At 49.4% G+C, this 17,527-nt stretch carries 5 protein-coding genes; 4 read left to right on the top strand and 1 reads right to left on the bottom strand.

Annotated features, from left to right (window positions below):
- Positions 1–61: 61 nt before the first annotated feature.
- The 3 genes from H9I36_RS04990 (at position 62) to H9I36_RS05000 (ending at position 6,296) form a co-directional block, all read left to right on the top strand.
- The gene (locus tag H9I36_RS04990) at positions 62–904 is read left to right on the top strand and encodes a Cof-type HAD-IIB family hydrolase (RefSeq protein ID WP_187384277.1); all 843 of its coding nucleotides are present in this window, start codon (positions 62–64) and stop codon (positions 902–904) included.
- A gap of 150 nt (positions 905–1,054) precedes the next feature.
- The gene (locus H9I36_RS04995; protein WP_187384278.1) at positions 1,055–1,459 is read left to right on the top strand and encodes a hypothetical protein; all 405 of its coding nucleotides are present in this window, start codon (positions 1,055–1,057) and stop codon (positions 1,457–1,459) included.
- A 160-nt stretch (positions 1,460–1,619) separates the two neighbouring features.
- Positions 1,620–6,296 carry an Ig-like domain-containing protein gene (locus H9I36_RS05000; RefSeq protein WP_187384279.1) on the top strand — a complete coding sequence of 1,559 codons (4,677 nt, stop codon included), beginning with the start codon at positions 1,620–1,622 and terminating at the stop codon, positions 6,294–6,296.
- 4 nt (positions 6,297–6,300) lie between these two features.
- Here the strand turns inward: H9I36_RS05000 and H9I36_RS05005 are convergent, their stop codons facing one another.
- Positions 6,301–7,587 (bottom strand): hypothetical protein, encoded by a 1,287-nt coding sequence (locus H9I36_RS05005; protein ID WP_187384280.1) that lies wholly within the window; start codon positions 7,585–7,587, stop codon positions 6,301–6,303.
- Between the two features lie 263 nt (positions 7,588–7,850).
- Here H9I36_RS05005 and H9I36_RS05010 point away from each other — a divergent pair, with 263 nt between their 5' ends.
- Complete coding sequence (locus tag H9I36_RS05010) at positions 7,851–17,450, top strand: Ig-like domain-containing protein (RefSeq protein ID WP_187384281.1); 9,600 nt, start codon at positions 7,851–7,853, stop codon at positions 17,448–17,450.
- Positions 17,451–17,527 lie beyond the last annotated feature (77 nt).

Genomic DNA, 17,527 nt, shown 5'->3' on the forward strand with positions numbered 1-17,527 from the left:
GCTGTGTGATCTGCCGGGCATATTGATTGACAGAAGCCCGCATCGCCGCTACCATTTGCGCATGGTGCACGAAAAACTGCCGCACGGGAAACTTGTCGTCAAACTCATCGCACTCGATTTGGACGATACGCTTTTAAACCGCGATTTGACGATTTCGCCGCGCACGGTTTCTGCGCTGCGCGCCGCCGCTGCACGGGGCATCTTTGTTGTCATCTGTTCCGGACGCGCGGAAAGCGGCATCCTTCCCTTTGTCAGACGGCTCGACATCGCGGGCTTACAGACGGGCAGATATGTCATCGCGCTCAACGGAGCTGTCGTATTCGATTTGCACACGCGAGAGCCGCTCTTTTCAAAAAAGCTTGACGGCAACGTACTCTTGGAAATATTTCGCGAAGCGGAAAAACGCGGACTTTGTGCGCAAGTGTACAGTGCTTCTACGATCTATGCTTCCGTCGATACAAAATGGTCTCACCTCGATTCGGACATTTCGGGACTTCCGCTGAAAGTCGTCGACGATTTTCCGTCGTTTTTAAAGCGCGGATATGCAAAGATGCTGATTTCCGCGGATCCGAAAGACATCGATGACTTAATTCCCTTCCTGCGCGAAAAATTTCGCGGCAAAGCCGACTTCTTTATCAGTAAGCCGTTTTTTCTCGAAGTGATGCCGCCGGACTGCGGCAAGGGCGAAGCCGTGCTCTACCTTGCGCAAAAGCTCAGCATAGAGCGAAGCGAAACGATGGCGTTCGGCGACAGCATGAACGACGAATCGATGCTTCGCATGACGGCGCACGGAGTCGCGATGTCGAACGGTCTTCCGCAGATTCGGGAAGCGGCCGTGTACGTGACGCGCAAAAGCAACGACGAAGACGGCATCGCCGATTTTCTCGAAGCCTTTGTATTGTAGCAGGTTTCTCCGTGATCGCTGTAGCTCGGCGAAAATCGACAAACGCGCCGCAGAGTGCCGGAATAATTTACCGCTCCGCGCGAATAAATCGAAGCGGGTATCTAAAAGCCGAGCTGTTATCCTTTGTTCAAAACGTGCTATACTTTCCGTATGCTCGATTATGTTTTGATCGGATGCGCGGCGCTTATTATTATCTTTGCGCTGCAGTATTTTATTAAATTGACGGAACGCGATAAGCGTAAAACGACCGGTACGCGACAAAAGATGTATTCGTTTGCGAATTGTCCGCTTTGCGCTTCGCCGTTATACAAAGAAGATTTGTATTCGCGCGTGTTCCGGCCGATGACGGTAAGCGATCAGCGCTGCATCATCCTCGGCTGTCCGCACTGCTATCCGAAAACCGAACCGGGTGTAAAACGGCTATGTCCCGTATGTCATAAAGAAGTTCCGCCGGAGGGACACCTCGTCGCACGGCTTTTTAATAAAACGAAGGACGGCAAAAAACACGTCATCGTTACCGGCTGCTCTGTGTGCTGCAAATACGAACGGTCGTGAAGCGGATGCATTGTCCTTGATAACGCAGTGTCCCGAGCTAAAGCTTTCAAAACGATATACCGATAATGAAGGGAATAGATGGCTTTGTCGGTCAATATTGTTTAAAAACCGTCGTTTTAAAATCGTTTATCGGTTATAATTAAATATATAAGGGAGTTTTATGAAAAAAATTATATTCGCCGCCTGCTTTTACTGCGTATTAGTAGGTGTATACGCAGCCGGCTCCAGAGATATAACGAAAACCGAATTTAGCGCTCCGGAAAGCTGGCAGGAAACGGTCGATATTTCGGCGAAAAAAAAGGGAAAATACAATATCCTCGTGACGGCTCGCGATATTGCCGGAAATGTCGGCTATGCGGGGCCTTTTAATATGTATATAGATCCCGCTTCGGATTTACCCGTAACGTCGATCGCGTTTCCGAGTTCGGGCGCGGCCGTAAACGGCAATGTGGATATCGTCGGAACCTGCTATGATGACGATAAGGTTTCGCAGGTTTCGCTGCGTATCGACGGCGGCGAACAAACGTATACGGCAAAGGGCACCGAATTTTGGTCGTACTCTCTCGATACGGCGTCTTTAGACGAAGGTCTGCATATCGTCGAAGTATGGGGTGTCGATGTAAACGGTGTTCAGGGGAAAAGCGTAAAGACTTCGTTTAATTTGGACAGGCGGCAGCCCGTCACAAATGTTACGAATACCGGAGCAGGTTCTTTGGTATCGGGTACCGTACAGCTGGAAGGAACGGTTGAAGACGGCAACGGTATAGAGCGCCTTTTTTATTCGTTCGACAACGGGAACAAATTTGAAGAAGTGCGCCTTTCATACAATAAAAAACTGAACCGCTCAAATTTCAAACTTCCCATAAAAACGACATTGCTTTCCGACGGACCCAACGTATGTTGGTTTAAAGCGATCGATAAACAGGGTTCGACGGGAATTTATACCTTTTTGTTTTTCGTAGACAATGTTGCGCCGACACTTTCGTTTATCTATCCGGACGATGAAAACGAAACCTTTCCGAGCGTTTTTTCCGTTGCGGGAAAGGTCGCCGACAGTACGGAACTCGAGTCTCTTTCGTGGGTATGCGGCAAAGCGAGCGGTGACATTCCCGTAACGCCGGGCAACGTTTATTGGGTTAAAGAATTCGATTTCAGCGGCACGAATACAAAATCGGTTCTCATCGAATTCGTTGCAAAAGACGTTGCGGGAAACGTCGTGCGCGCGAAAAAGAAGATCGCAATCGATAAAGCGAAAGACAAGCCCGGTTTGGAAATCGTCAGTCCGAAAGCGGGCGAAAAGATAGACGGTGCTCTTTTTGTCGCCGGTTTGGGATACGCAAACGCATCGGAAATCCGTTATCGAATCGATAAGGGTGAAGAAAAAACCGCTGCTGTCTCCGGATCGTCGGGTACATTCACCGCAACCGAAGACGAACTTCCGGCCGGAAACCATACGCTTGTCGCATACGCCGTACGTGCCGACGGAACGGTGGGAAATGTGCATACCGTTCAATTCTCTTCAATAGGAAAAGCTCCCGTCATCTCGTTTGAATCGGGCGGCTCCGTTATCCCCCTGTACGGCGCGCAAAATAAAGTATCGACAAGCGTCCGCATCAAAGCGGAAGCGGGGTTGCACGAAGTACTTGTCGGTTTTAACGGCGAAGAAGAAAAAGCGCTTAGCGTTAAACAAGGTCAAACCGAATTTACCGTGCGCCCGCCCGTAAACGAAAAAATGCCCGGGGGAATATATTCGATATCCGTCAGCGCAACCGATACGGCAGGCCGCGCCGTCCGCCAAAAACTGCTCATAGGCATTGCCGGTAACGCCGCTTCAAGCGATTCCGCCGCGTTTGTGTGGGCGGGAAGGAGAATCGGAAATGCTGCCGTTCTTGAAGCGGGCGAGTCTTTGACCGGTTTGTATTATTCGAACGAAGGCGCCCGGATCGAAAGCGCCGAATTGACCGGCTCTGCGGAGCTTAGTTGCGAAGCTGAAGGCAACGTCGTAAAAATCAGTGCGGCGAAAGACGGCACCTATAACGGCATACGCTTAACGATACGTACAAGCGACGGTAAAGAAATGACGAGCGAAAGCATCGATGTGCTGGTCGATACGGCTTTTCCGAGTATAACGCTCGAACGAGCCGCGTCATCGTCATATGTAAAGGATTCGATCGTGTTTTCAGGAAGCGTGAGCGGTACCCTGCTCCCGCCCGAATATCGCCTGTCGTCCGCATCTTCGGATGAAGTCTTAACGGGAACGCTCGAAAGCCGTTTCGAAAAAACGCTCGACGTAAAAGGCTTTCCCGACGGAGCGCTCCTGCTCACCGTCGTCGCCGTGGACAGCGTCGGTAAAAGAACTGCAGAGCACGGAATTTTTATAAAAGACACCGAAGCGCCGGACGTGCGTATGGTGATGCCCGCATCGGGCGATAAGGTAAACGGTTCGGTAACGGCGGCTTTTAAAGTCGATGAAAAATTCGGCGGCGTAAAAGCCGAATATAAATCCGACGATAAAAATTCCGCGTGGAAAGAATTTCCGTATGCATCGCTTTCGAACGTCGTTATCGGCACGGCATCGGAACCGATAAGCAAAAACATGCAGTTCCGCTTTACCGACGATGCGGGAAACGCGAGGCTCATCGATACATACGACTTCGATATCGATACGGCTGCGGATGCGCCCGTCGTCGAAATACATTTGCCGTTTGAAAATGAGATTATTGTCAAAGATTTCGAGATTTCGGGTATCGTATACGACGACGACGCTCCGGCGAAAATTTATTATAAAATCGATAATGCGCCGTATACGGCGATCGACGTTACGCATACATTTTCGATCCCTGTCGCCCTTTCGTCTTTAACCGATAACGAGCACACGATCAGTATATACGGCGAAGACATTTACGGCGTAAAAGGTACGCCGGTCGAACGCAAAATCAGAGTGTCGCTCGAAAAGCCGTCGGCGCAGATGGCTTCGCCCGATATAAGCGAAACGGTAAAGGGTCTCATAACGATACGCGGTACGGCTTCCGATGCGAACGGCATCAGTGAAGTGTACATTTCGGTGAATAACGGAAACAGTTTTTTGCTTGCCGAAGGCGCGGAAAAATGGAACTACTCGCTCAACACTCAGGTTATCGGCGACGGTACCCACGTCGTGCTTATCAGGGCGATCGACAAATACGCTCAGGAATCGGTAGCGTCGACTCTCATCAATATCGACAACACTCCGCCGTCATTGGAAATCGAATATCCTTTGGCGGGTTCCGCGCTCGATAAAGATTTATTTATATCGGGGCAGGCATGGGACAATATTTCACTTGAAGGCGTAACGTTGAAAATAAAGAGCCTTTCGAATACGACCGTTCCCGCATCTCTTGCACAGATAAAATTGAAGACGGAATTGCTTATCGCCGAAAGCATCGATATCGCTTCGCTGCCTGAAGGGCGCTACAATTTGGAGATATCCGGCATCGACAAAGCGGGCAATACGAACGAAGCCGCCGTAAACTTCGACGTGTCACGAAAAGCCGATAAAAATAAAATCGAACTGCTGTACCCTCTGAACGGACAAACGCTCTGCGGCGAGTTCAACGTGTACGGTCGCGTAGACCCTGCGTCGAACATACAACAGATATCGCTGTTTATAGACGGGAAACAGATAGCGACGACCGATGTGTCCCCGACGTATTATTCGTCGTTCCGGCTGAATCCCGAACTCATAAGCGACGGCACGCACACGATTGAAATAAAGGGAATTCTTCCGGCAAGTCAAACCGTTATTTCAAGCGGCGTTTCCGTGCAGTACAATGAAAACGGACCGTGGATCACGATCGACAATCTCGGCATGGGAGACTTTGCGGTAGACCGTCCGTATCTGAAAGGCAGTGTCGGCTATTCCGTTTCGCAAGAGGAAAAAGATGCCGTCTTTGCAAAGGGCGCATCCGCCGATGCGAAACGAATTTTTGCGGGAAAGCGTCTCAAATCGGTTGAAGTGAGTTTCAATAACGGACGAACCTTTGCACCGGCGAAACTCAAGAAAAAAGGCTGGCAGTACCGTATCGAAACGGAAGATATGATCGAAGGCAATCATTTTTTACTCGTCCGTGCCGTCATGGAAAATAAAGAAGTCGCGATATGCAGGACGATCGTAAAAATCGATAAAACAGTCCCGAATATAACGCTTATCTCTCCGGGTGCAGGCGGCCGCTATAACGGGGCTATAACCTTTACCGGTTTAACGTCGGACAATATCGCAGTGCAGGGTGCAGAGGCCGCGCTGCGCAAAGGCGACAAAGCGACCTACGGAGTGCCGAAGTTCATACAGGGGCTGCATTTCGAAGCGGGCTTTTGGGGCGCGACGCTGTGGAACGTCGGCGTCGGTTTAAGCTTTTTCGACGACAACGTAAAACTCCAGCTGCATTACGGGCAGTTTACGCAAAATCAATTCGACGAGTTTTATAAAACGCAGGATCGTTCGCTGCGGCAAATCCGTTACGGCGGACACGTCGGGTCTATAAAACTTTTGGCGAACGTATTCGAACTGCCCTTCGGTTATTATTTCGGCCCCGATTGGCATTGGCTGTATTTGAACATAGCTGTCGGCGCACAGTTTTCGCTGTTCAGCGCAACCCAGAGCGGAAGACCGCAAGTGCTTTCCGCCGGTTTGGTGCAGCTCGAATTCCCGCGCGTAAAACTGTACAAGCGGAAATACCTCGGTTCGTTTTCGTTCTTTACCGAAGGTCAGCTGTGGTTTATTTCGACCGACATTGAAGGACCGGCGATCAAATCCGTTCTGCCGCATATATCAGGCGGTGTACGCGTGAATGTATTTTAACGTTTTAATCCGCGCTCATATACGCGCGGATTTCTTCGGCGAAAGCGGCGATTTTCGCCTGTGATGCGAATGCCGCCTGCCCCAATTCCGTTACCGGGCCGTCCGTGCACGATGCCGCCCAAAACCGCACGTCATCCGCCTGTAGGTCGTGGGCTTCCGCCCTGCCGGACGTCGGCGCAAGCTTTGTTTGCAGGGAAAGAAATGTCTGCACATCCGTGTGCGCAAGACTTTCGAGTATGGAAATCTGCGACGCATTGTTGCGGAACGCCATACCGACAAGGGCAGGAGCTATGAGCGTGTGCCGTGTGCCGTCTCCTTTCGGAAACTGTACGGCATCGTAATATTTGATAAGGATGAGCGGTTTTTGCCGATGTTCCGACAGCGGCATAAAAATCGCACCGAGACGATGTTCTTCCATATAGTTTTCGATATCTTTTTCCGTAACATTGTACCAGTGCGGATGGATAAGTCTATCGCGCTGCCATCGCTTGATCGTTCCGAGAACGGAAGAAAGCGAGATACCGTTTCCGAGCGGCACATCAAGCAGATCGGATAAACCGTTTGCGTTCGCCGCCGCTTTGACGAGAGCGGCATATCCTTCGCTTCCTGCAAGCGATTCCGTAAGAGCGCTCACAAAAGCGGTCAGCGTTGCATCCGTTTTTCCGGCGCAAATCAGCGGATAATCGGCATAGCTTTTGACGATTTGCAAATAGGATTCAAAGTCGGCAAAAGTTTCCGGCAGCGCAAGCGCCGCATTGTTTCGATACGTGCGGTAACAGGCGAGCTCGTAATGGTTGAGCAGCAGCGGAAGCATTTTGTATGCGCTGTCGACTTTTCCCGCATTTCTGACGGACACCGGAAAAAGATTGTACACGTTTTCCGGAATCGAAATCGCTTTTCCTGCCGCATCCGTAGCAAGTATGCCGTTCCACATAAAGAGCAGATCATATGTTTTTGCGATACGCTTTGCATTCCGTATATCCTTTTCCGTGAGCTGCACAGTCCGTACCCGCGAATAGTTTTTTTGCAGCATTGCGTTATCGGGATTTTCGAACGTTTCCCCGATCGCCTTTACAATGTTTTCGGAAATTCCGTAATACGCAACGTCGAGTCTGCGGTCGTCCTTATAGCGTGCTATGCCGAAAACGCCTGCAGCAGCGGCAAAGAGCGCAAATATGACGACGATAAGCGACCGCCGCTTTTCGGACAATCGCTTCGGTTTTGCCTGTTGCCGTTTTGCTTGCGGCCGATTTTTGCCGCCTCTCGATTTTTTCGATATATTTCCACCCATAAAAGTACTATACCATCTTGTCAAATTCATTCCAAGCGGATGTAAAGCGGATGTTCATTTCCGGCGGATCCTTTCAAGCGGATAGTCCGGAAGGAAACGCCGCTGCTTTTTTTTAGGAATTTTTGTTTTTTTATATTATAATATATATTGGGAAAATTGGATATTTTAGAAATATGATCTATACGGGATCATATCAAGTTGATAACGAATTCTGCCGATACTCTTACGGTGGAACTGTGTTTAAAAGGCAGGCGGAGACGAATATGAGTTTTTTAAAGACAAAAAAAACAATTTCAAAAGACTATGGACTATTGACTGCAGCTTTTATTGCAATGGCGATATATATGCTGACGGTGCTCTCATGCGAAGTGAGCCTCGGCGGGTCGGTGGATGCGGCACCTCCGTCGAACACTATTACGTACCCGCCGAAAAATGCCGTGGTGCGCAGTACCTTTGTGATTGCAGGAACATGCAGCGACGACACGAGCGTTGCATCCGTTACGCTGAGCATCACAAATACCGGTACGCAGACATCATACGGTCCCTTTCAAGCGGATTTGGCGGACGATAAAAAATCGTGGTCGATCAGGCTCAACAAAGAAAAACGCAACGTACCGAATCATCCGTACGCGGGATGGGATTTTCCCGACGGAAAATACAGCGTTACCGCGTATGCGACCGACGCTTCGGGCAGAAACTCCGATACTACGGCAAATGCGTTTACGATAGACAATACGCCTCCCGTTCTCATTTTGACGTCCCCTTCATCATCCGGCACGCTTGAACCCGATAAATCGGGACGGACGATTTCGTTTACGGGCACGTATGCGGAAGATACCGACAATCAAATTGCCGAAATGAAAGTGCTCCTTTTTAAAAAAGCGGACGCATCGAAAATAGGCGAGATAACATTTAATAACATCGATCACATGGCGGAAAACAACAAATACGTCATTGCGCAGTATTTTTCAACAAGCCCTTCAAACCCTGATGATCAGAGACTCTTCGACAATTATAAAGCGATATTCGGTGAAACTAATGTTAATAACTATACAAACAATATCGGTACGACAGTAGATTTACCCGTGTACATGACGCTGCTCCTTTCCGACGGAGCGCGAGTGTACGACGACCCGTCGAATCCTGCGGGAAGCGGCCCCGGCAACCGAACGACGCACTACTACCGAAATACCGACGGCATCATCGATAACTTTACAAAGGAAAATGCCGCTTATCCGATGAGCATTTTGGAAATCAAAGATTTTCTCAACGGTACGTCGATAAAATACACCGACGATACGGCCGTTACGACGATCATAACTGCTTTGAATGGAGCCAAGTCCGCCGAATACAATGCTGCGGACACGACACTTGCCGCCGCCGATAGACCGAATGCGACGACGCTGTCGGTAAATCCCAAAGCGAATCCGACCTTTATCGTCTCCGGTTATGCGAAAGATACATCGGGAATAACTTCGTCAAGTTACGATTCGCACGGATTTTATTACTATACGAACGGTGCCCCCTTCAGCATCGTTATTTCATCGGGTGCCGACAACGTGCCGGTAAAGTATACGGACAACAATGTTACGATTTATGCCGTCCCTGCTCAGACTAACGGTGAATTTACTAATCCGCTGCCGACCGATTGGTCGTCGACTCTGCCGAATCCGGTTCCGTCCGGATGGGTTGAAGTAGAAAGAATAGAAAATCAAGGAAATAAAACATCGCATACGATAAATAAAGCGCTTTCCGGTTTGGTTCCAAATCTGCGCTATCGGTTCGCCGTATGGGGTAAAGACGTAAACGGAATGCAGATCGAACAGGATAAAAACGGCCCCTACGTGTTCGTCGTACAGTCGAGCGGCAATAAGCCGGTAATTTCGATCGGAGCTCAGGATATAAGCGGCGGAAAAAATACGAACCTCGAAGAAGGAAGTATCGCATCGGGAGCCATTCTTGCCTCTTCATACACTCCTGCAAATAAATTGATCTTCAAGGGTACGGCAACTCCTGCCGGTTCGCCGATTGCATCGGTAACGGCGGCTGTCGAGTCGATCGAAAATGTAGACACATCGGCAACGGTGCCGTCAAATTCGCTTTCGGTATCGGTTCCTTCCGTTGCGACGCTGCCCAACTGGGAAACCGTCGTCACGGAAGCTACATCTCTTCCCGACGGCAATTACAAAGTCAAATTCAAGTTTACGGTAGAAGACAATGCGTACGCGGAAAGCTCCGTTACGCGGAGTATATATATCGACAAAAAAGCGCCTGTTATCACCGTTGAAAATATTCATAACGGTGATCTGATAACGGAAGAAAACAGCTATATTCAAACGATAAAAGATTCCGGCGGCAACATAACCGGTCGTCGTTACAGCTTCCGCGGCAAGTGGAGCGATGTAAAAGGAAAAGGTACAAAAACACTCGAATACAGTACAGACGGCGGCGCACATTGGCATATCGTTACCGATTCGGTAAACGGAAGCGCCGTTCCCCAAGTAACGTCGGAAGCGTCGTGGACGGCGAATATCGATGTAACCGAAACAGAAAATTATAGTATTAAATTCCGCGCAACCGATGCTGCGGGATTGCAGACGGAATTTTCCAATTATACGGGCATCAAATTCGATTTCAGTGTGCCGACAATCACTCCGCTTGAAGCGAAAGTCAATACTACTCCTACCGATACGGATGTTGCGGGTAAATACGTCAATAAGTCGATGCAGGGAAAAACGCTTACGGTAGAAGCAAGTGTTTCCGATAATCTTTCGCTCGGCATCAGCAATGCGGCTGTTGAGGCAAATATAACCGCGACTGTTCAGCATAATGGAACCCCTTATACCGGCTCCGACTTGACGGTTACGAAAGAACCGTCTTCGGATAAAAAATCCGCTGTTGTAAAATTCAGGCTTACGATTCCTTCGGATAATACGAAAGACGGCTCCTGGACATTTACGGTAAGCGCGAAAGACGCAGCCGGAAGAGATGTTGTCACGGAACAGTCGGTCGGCGTAACGGTAGATACGACAGAGCCGGCATGGAAAACCGACAATACGCCAAACAAAGTGCCGTATATTTCTCCCGAAAATACCGGCGGCTGGTATAACAGAACAGCTCTTTTGATAAAAGCACTCGCCGAAGATGGCGGAAGCGATGTAGATAAACTGCAATATAAATTAAGCACAGAGTCCAATTGGAATGATGTGGGTAACGGTAACTTTACATTTACGGTAAGCGATACGTTTAACGGAAATATTATCGCGCGTGCGACGGACAAAGCCGGAAATTATATCGAATCGATACATACGGTAAAAATCGATACGGCAGCACCCGATACCTGTACACTCGGTACGGTAGACGGACAAAGCGGCGTTACGACAAAGCTCGTAAACAACGATACGGCTCAGGTTGAATTTACATTTACTGCAAGCGATGCTTCCGGCGGCAGCGGTTTGAATCCGGCCGAAATCAAAGTTATCAAAATCGGGAACACGGTTTTGTCTCCGGCAATTGTGCCGACGGAAAGCGGCGGTACATATACGGCAATCATTCCGCAGGCGAGTCTTGCGGACGGAGCGGTAACGGTACGCCTTACTGACAATGCGGGAAATACGGCCGACTTTGCGCTCTTTACGCTGCAAAAGGATATTGCGCCGCCGACAGTCAGAATAAATACGCCGGCATCAGAAGTGACGGTAAACAAAACGATTACGGTTTCGGGAACGGCGTCAGACAACAGAGAAATTGCAAACAAGGTCGAAGTGTTTATTAAAACGGGAAGCGGCACGAACGATTGGGAAGTCTACAAGACGACACCGGTCGATACATTGATTACGGACGGTGTTTGGACATTTGACCTCGACACGAATAACATAACAGCGCCGTCGGCGGGCGGCATCGATACCTACGATTCTGACGGCAACACGGCAAACGGCAGACAGCTGACGTTTAAAATTACGGCAAAAGACGCCGCCGGAAACGTAAAATCGGAAGAAAGAACGGTAACGGTCGATCAAAACGCCGACCGGCCTGTCATTAGATTTACAAACCTGTCTCTTACCGGTATGACATCCTCAACCCCCGTCTGGTTTAAAGGCTCCGATACGATTTACGGCGGCATCACCGATGACGACGGAGAAGTGAAGTCGGACGGAGCGGAGCAACGGTTTAAATACAGCACCGACGGCGGTGTAAACTGGACGTATATTCCGGTTTCGGGCGGATCATGGAATTTAACGCTTCCCGATGGTCCGAAGACGATATTGTTTAAAGTTACGGATCCGGCGGGTAACGAATTTACTTCGTCGGATGCGGACTCGACAATGAGACCTAAGCTTAACGACGGGACGACAACATTCAGCGAAGATACGAAATTGTATCTGAAAGTCGACACGCACGCGCCTGAAATGCAGAACATTCAGATAAGCAGCGACGGTACAAATTGGTCGGATGATTTTAAAACGGTAGGCGGAAATCCGCTTATGCTCGGCGGTACGACCGATAAATTCTTTATCAGGTTTGAGGCAAAGGACGCAAACGATATAGACGAAAATAATTTATTCGTTAAAGTATCAAATCTTTGGCTCGATAGCGGAACAGAGATAGCAGCCCACAAATATACGACGGCCTCCGCCGGTGCGAATGAAACCCATGTCAACGTTACCTCCGTTCCGATGGCGGACAGATGGAAGCAATACACATTCAGCAATATTTCTTGCAAACCGGGAAGCGGTACGATGAAATTGGAAATCGTCGCGACCGATACGGCAGGCAATACGTCTCCAATCATGCGCGAAGTAAAGGTTGACAACACTGCGCCGAAGGTCGATTTTTCAAGTCCTACAACCGAGACAGGTTCGGGAATATCTCCGACAAAGGGCGACACGCGAGTTTCCGGTGAAATCGATGACAGTACAGCGCAAGTGTGGTTTGCCGTATCTCCGAGCGGAACGGTTTCCCCCGAAAGCGACACCGCTTCGAATAATTCGTATACCTATGTCGATGCGGGCGGTAATGAGCATACGGCTAGTATTTCTTCCTTTGATCCGAGCAAAACCGTTTACAAGCCTGTTGAGGATGTTTCGGCGCGCTGGTACATTATGTTTGATGCCGACACGGATGCTGCCGCAACAGGAACGCACAGCCTGACGCTGAACAAATGGCTCGTCAAGCTCAAGATTACGACGGATGCCGATATTACCAGTACTGCATACGACAAAATTACCAAACTTTACGTTTGGATAAAAGCGACCGATGCGCACGGCAACACGAAAGAATATAAGTTCCCGATATGGCACGATCCGCAGGGCGACCGTCCGTCTGTAACGATAGACTATCCTGCGAACAACGCAAAACTTGGCGGTACCGTCCGCCTTGCAGGAAATGCTACGGACAATAACGAACCTAAAGCGGTATTCGTGCAGATACTTCGTGATGAAAATAATATACCCACAGGAGCTCCGACACCAGCCGATCTCAACTATTGGCAAAGCAAAGGCTATGGCGTATACCTCATGAGCGGAAGCGGAAGCAGCGGTACCGCGTGGACAGGTACGCCCGCGTCCGGTAAAACAGCGGCCGACTACGGTATTCTTGCGACGCTTACCGGCGGCAGCTGGAGCTTACCGATAAACGGAAATGGTGAGCTTAATCCATCCGGGAATACGCCGAATAACGTCAAAATTACCGCCTACGCGTATGACGCTTCGCATAACAAGAGTTTGCCGAAAAGCGTCAACGTTACGTTCGATAAAAACAACCCTGTATTCGGAAGCATACAGCTCGTTAAATCGGCTAATGAAAATCTTTCGACTCCCAACAGCGCACAGCAAACCACCGCTTCCGGCGGCACCTACAGCGTTAAAGACACATGGTACATTTACGGCAGCGTAACGGATGCCGACTCGATAAAAAGGCTGACGATTAAAGACGGCAGTACGACGCATGCGCTCATAACCGGCGGTACTGCAACTTCGAGCTCTGGCTCGTGGAATGTAACGAACACGGGCAATACCGCGACATTCAAATACAAGCTCGATACCGCAATCGGCGTCGGTGAATGTCCGATAGAAATCGAAGCGTACGATGCAACATCGCAGGAGTACAGCTCAAAGTATACCCTTACGATAAGGTACGATAATGAACCTCCGGTACTGCTTGCGTCTTCGGAAACGGGTTACAATATCGATGTGAACGTTTCTCAGTCCGACAGCTTCTATACGTTCGGTTCGAAAGTAAAGGAAAATCCGGTAGGAGGCATTGCACAAAGCGGTTTTAAGCGTCTCGCATTTTACTTTATGCGGCACATCGGCGGCAACTTTGTCTACGATCCGATGCTCGTAAAGACCGACCCGAAAAATAAACTCACTATCGGTGGTAACATCTCCTACGATTCGGGACTCTACTGGAAAGAATACAGCGGCGTATCGTGGAACAGCAGTAATCCGGCAGCCTTAACCTTTTCCACAGATGCAAACGTGCATGCGGGCGGTCTGGTGCAGGCGAACGGCGCCATATACCGCATACAATCGGTAACCGGTTCCGGCATAACGCTCGATACGGCACTTGCCGCAAATCCGGGTGTAACGGTAAAAGTCGCACTCGCACTCGTTGTGGATCACCTCAGTTCGGAAGGCGGTGTAACATCCGCTTCACTTGAAGCGGACGGCTATTATTCCGCTGCAAACCTCTTCAATGACGACGGTGACCGCATGATAGAATCGGTTTCGAAAACCGGCAGCGTATGGACATGGGAAGCGAGTATCTGCTCGCGGAATATTCCCGACGGCCCGATAGAACTGCACTATGTCGCATTCGACGAAGCGGGCAACTACCAAACGGGTGTCGTAAGCAATGCAAAGGTCAGCAATAACCGGCCGCGCATTGCAGGTGTTACCTTCGGTACCGACTACAACGGCAACGGAGCGATCGAAGAAAGCGAAAAAGTTAAGGCATACAGAGCTCCGAAAACGAAAGCTGAGTACGATGCGGATAACGGCGATCACGTGCCCGGCATAACATCGCTTACGGGATTTATCGGAGCCGACAAAGCAATATACGACCCAAGCGGAAAGCAATATAAATACCCAGGACGGAAAGCGGTACAGCTTACAACCGATCTGACGCTCGATGTAAAGGCCGATATGACGGTCAGGGGCTATACGGAAATTACGCCCGAAATCGTCGGCGGCAACGGTGCGATTTACTATCAGTATGACCTGCCCGGAATCGGAGCGGGAGTAAATACGACGGCGTTTATCGCTTCGGGTACGGACAACTATACGATAGCTGAAGGAACGATTAAACTGCAGTTCGGCGATATCCTCAAGCTGAGCGACAATACGGCGCAAAGCGAGAAGACGCTTTCGTTTAGGTTCTGGGATTCTACGGAAGGTGCGGCACTGATCACAACACCCGGCACCGGCTGGCAAGCGGGCAGACAGAGTGCAGATTTAAAAGTGAAAATGACGCTTGCTCGCAAAACGCCGACCGAGCCGAAAACGACGATAGCGCCGTTCTACTGGAACAAGGAAAACGATAACAGCCTGTACGATAACAGCAGAGAAAACGGACACCTCGAAGTCGAAAACGGTTTGCCGGCAGCCTTTAGCGGCAGTACCGGCGTTATGGATAGAGACCCGAAAGTGTCGGGACAAATCGTTATGCGCGGTACGGCACACGACGACAGCTTTATCGAAGGGCTGTATATACGCGTACCGGGCATGGAAAGCGTCTTTACAAGTGCAGGGCTTACTGTAACGCAAACGGTGGATTCCGTTACGTATTACAGGATAGCAGACGGTTCAAGCGGACACTTGACGGGTACGAACAGGTGGAGTACTCACGGATTTAAATTTGAAGCTTACGATGAAACAATCGGCAAAGGCGGACACGATGCGAAGTGGACCTTCTCGTGGGATACGTCAAAGATAATCAATGCCGCAAAAGCCGACGTCGAAGTACATGTACTTGCATACAACAAGGGTACTCCGACCTGTGCGGAAAGTACATCGCATAACGCAACGTATAAGCATGCAAGTGTTGACGGCAAAAACTACTATGCGGATGCTGCATACGCAACTCCCATAGGCAGCGCACCCTCTACAGTGCAGACGACGGCAGGTACGCCTACAAATCGCTACCGCATGGACGTGGTACCGTTTATTACGGAGATAAAAACGGGATTAACAAGTGCCGACGGCGGATTCAAAGGCGCTTTTTCGCGTGCATCTACGGGTGAATATCCGGTGCAGGAAGGTGAAAGGATACAAATATTCGGCTTTAATATCGGTACAAATGCGGCAAAAGTCAGCATTCCCGGTATGACTCCCGATACGCAGCTCGCAGCTTCCGGTTCTCTTGCTAACACGATACTTCTAACAGGTGCGACGTCCGGCGATATTGTGCTGAAAGTAAACAATATTACAGCGATTAACAATATGATCGATGAAAGGAAGGCGTATAACATTGAAGCGAATAACATGAATAACAACAAGCTTACCGTGAAGCGTAAGCTCTTTGTGTGGAAAAACGTAGAATTGATCGATAATGCGGCGTTGGAAAGCCCGCAGTTTGTGATGGACAAAAATTCAAAGTACTATTTGACATACGGGAATTTAAAGAGCTTCGGTAGTGGCAGCGATGCTATGAGATTGTCAACTAAAATTAACGGCGCAGAAAACAATGACTGGGAAAAGTGTTACAGCAAATACCATAACACAGTTATTGCCTATGATGAAAGCGGAAATCCTTATCTCGGAGCCACGAATACGGACAGATCCGGTCAGAGTACGGCCTTTACGCTCTTTTTCCAGGAAGCGCAAATAGGAGCATACGCTTATTCTACTAATTCAAAAAAACGCCGTCTTGAAAACTCTGATAATGCAATTAGAGGAGTATATGATGTAAATCGTGTACAGATTCCGAAAATGGCCGTAAGAGGCAGCGGAACCTTAACTGATCCTGCAAGGTTGGCGCTCGTGTATTTTGATAAAAACGTTGCAAATGATGCTCCTGTGAAATTCCGTTACGGTACGGTAAAATCGCCAACCAATATTTCAGGCGGATTGCAGTACAATATTCAACCGAGTGGCGGTGATGGAGATCCGGATTCTTCGGGTTCTGCCAAAGGCTACGAAGTTGTTGCGAATACCGCTTCCGGACATCAGGGTGGCGGTTATGCTGCGGTGGGACTTACGTCTACCAACCGTGCCGTCGTTGTATGGTACGATGCGGCGAATTCTCAGTTGGTATACAGCTACCGCGATATGGGTACAAGCTACACGGCGCCGGGTATCGGAGCAGATCGGAAAACGACCGACTGGCAGAATCATGCCGTTGTTATCGACGACGGTGCTCCGCTCTATGTAGACCTTGTTATAGACGATGAGGACGGTTTACATATCGGCTATTATTCAAGCGGTAACGGCGGCGTGCGCTATGCGTATCTTGCTCCGGACAAAGTAACGGGGACGGCTAAGCCGGACACAAGCGACTTTAAGATTGCTACGGTAGATACCTACATGAATCCGGGTACATTCCTTAAAATGGGAGTGCGCAAAGAAAACAACAAGCAGGTTCCGTACATCAGCTACTACCATAACGGCTTTTACGGTTCCAAAAATGCCGCCCGCATAGCGTGGCTCAAAGACGGTATTGCCTCTACAGATGACGTTAAAAACGGTGTGTCAAACAATAAGTTCACCGGCGACTGGGTTGTTATGACGGTTCCTGCAAGAAGCGGTATTCAGCAGTATACGATTTGCCAAGGTGTACCGACAAACGGCATCTATGCAAATAAGGTTATCGCAGCGTACTTTACGAATAAGAATTATGAAATGGCAGTGCTGACGAAGAATTGACATCCGTGTTAATTCTTGGACGCGAGGGGCTGTCCAAAAACTTCAGTTTTTGAACAGCTTCCTTGATTTTATATCGC

This window comes from Treponema sp. Marseille-Q4130, from assembly GCF_014334325.1.
In the GTDB taxonomy this organism is placed as follows: domain Bacteria; phylum Spirochaetota; class Spirochaetia; order Treponematales; family Treponemataceae; genus Treponema_D.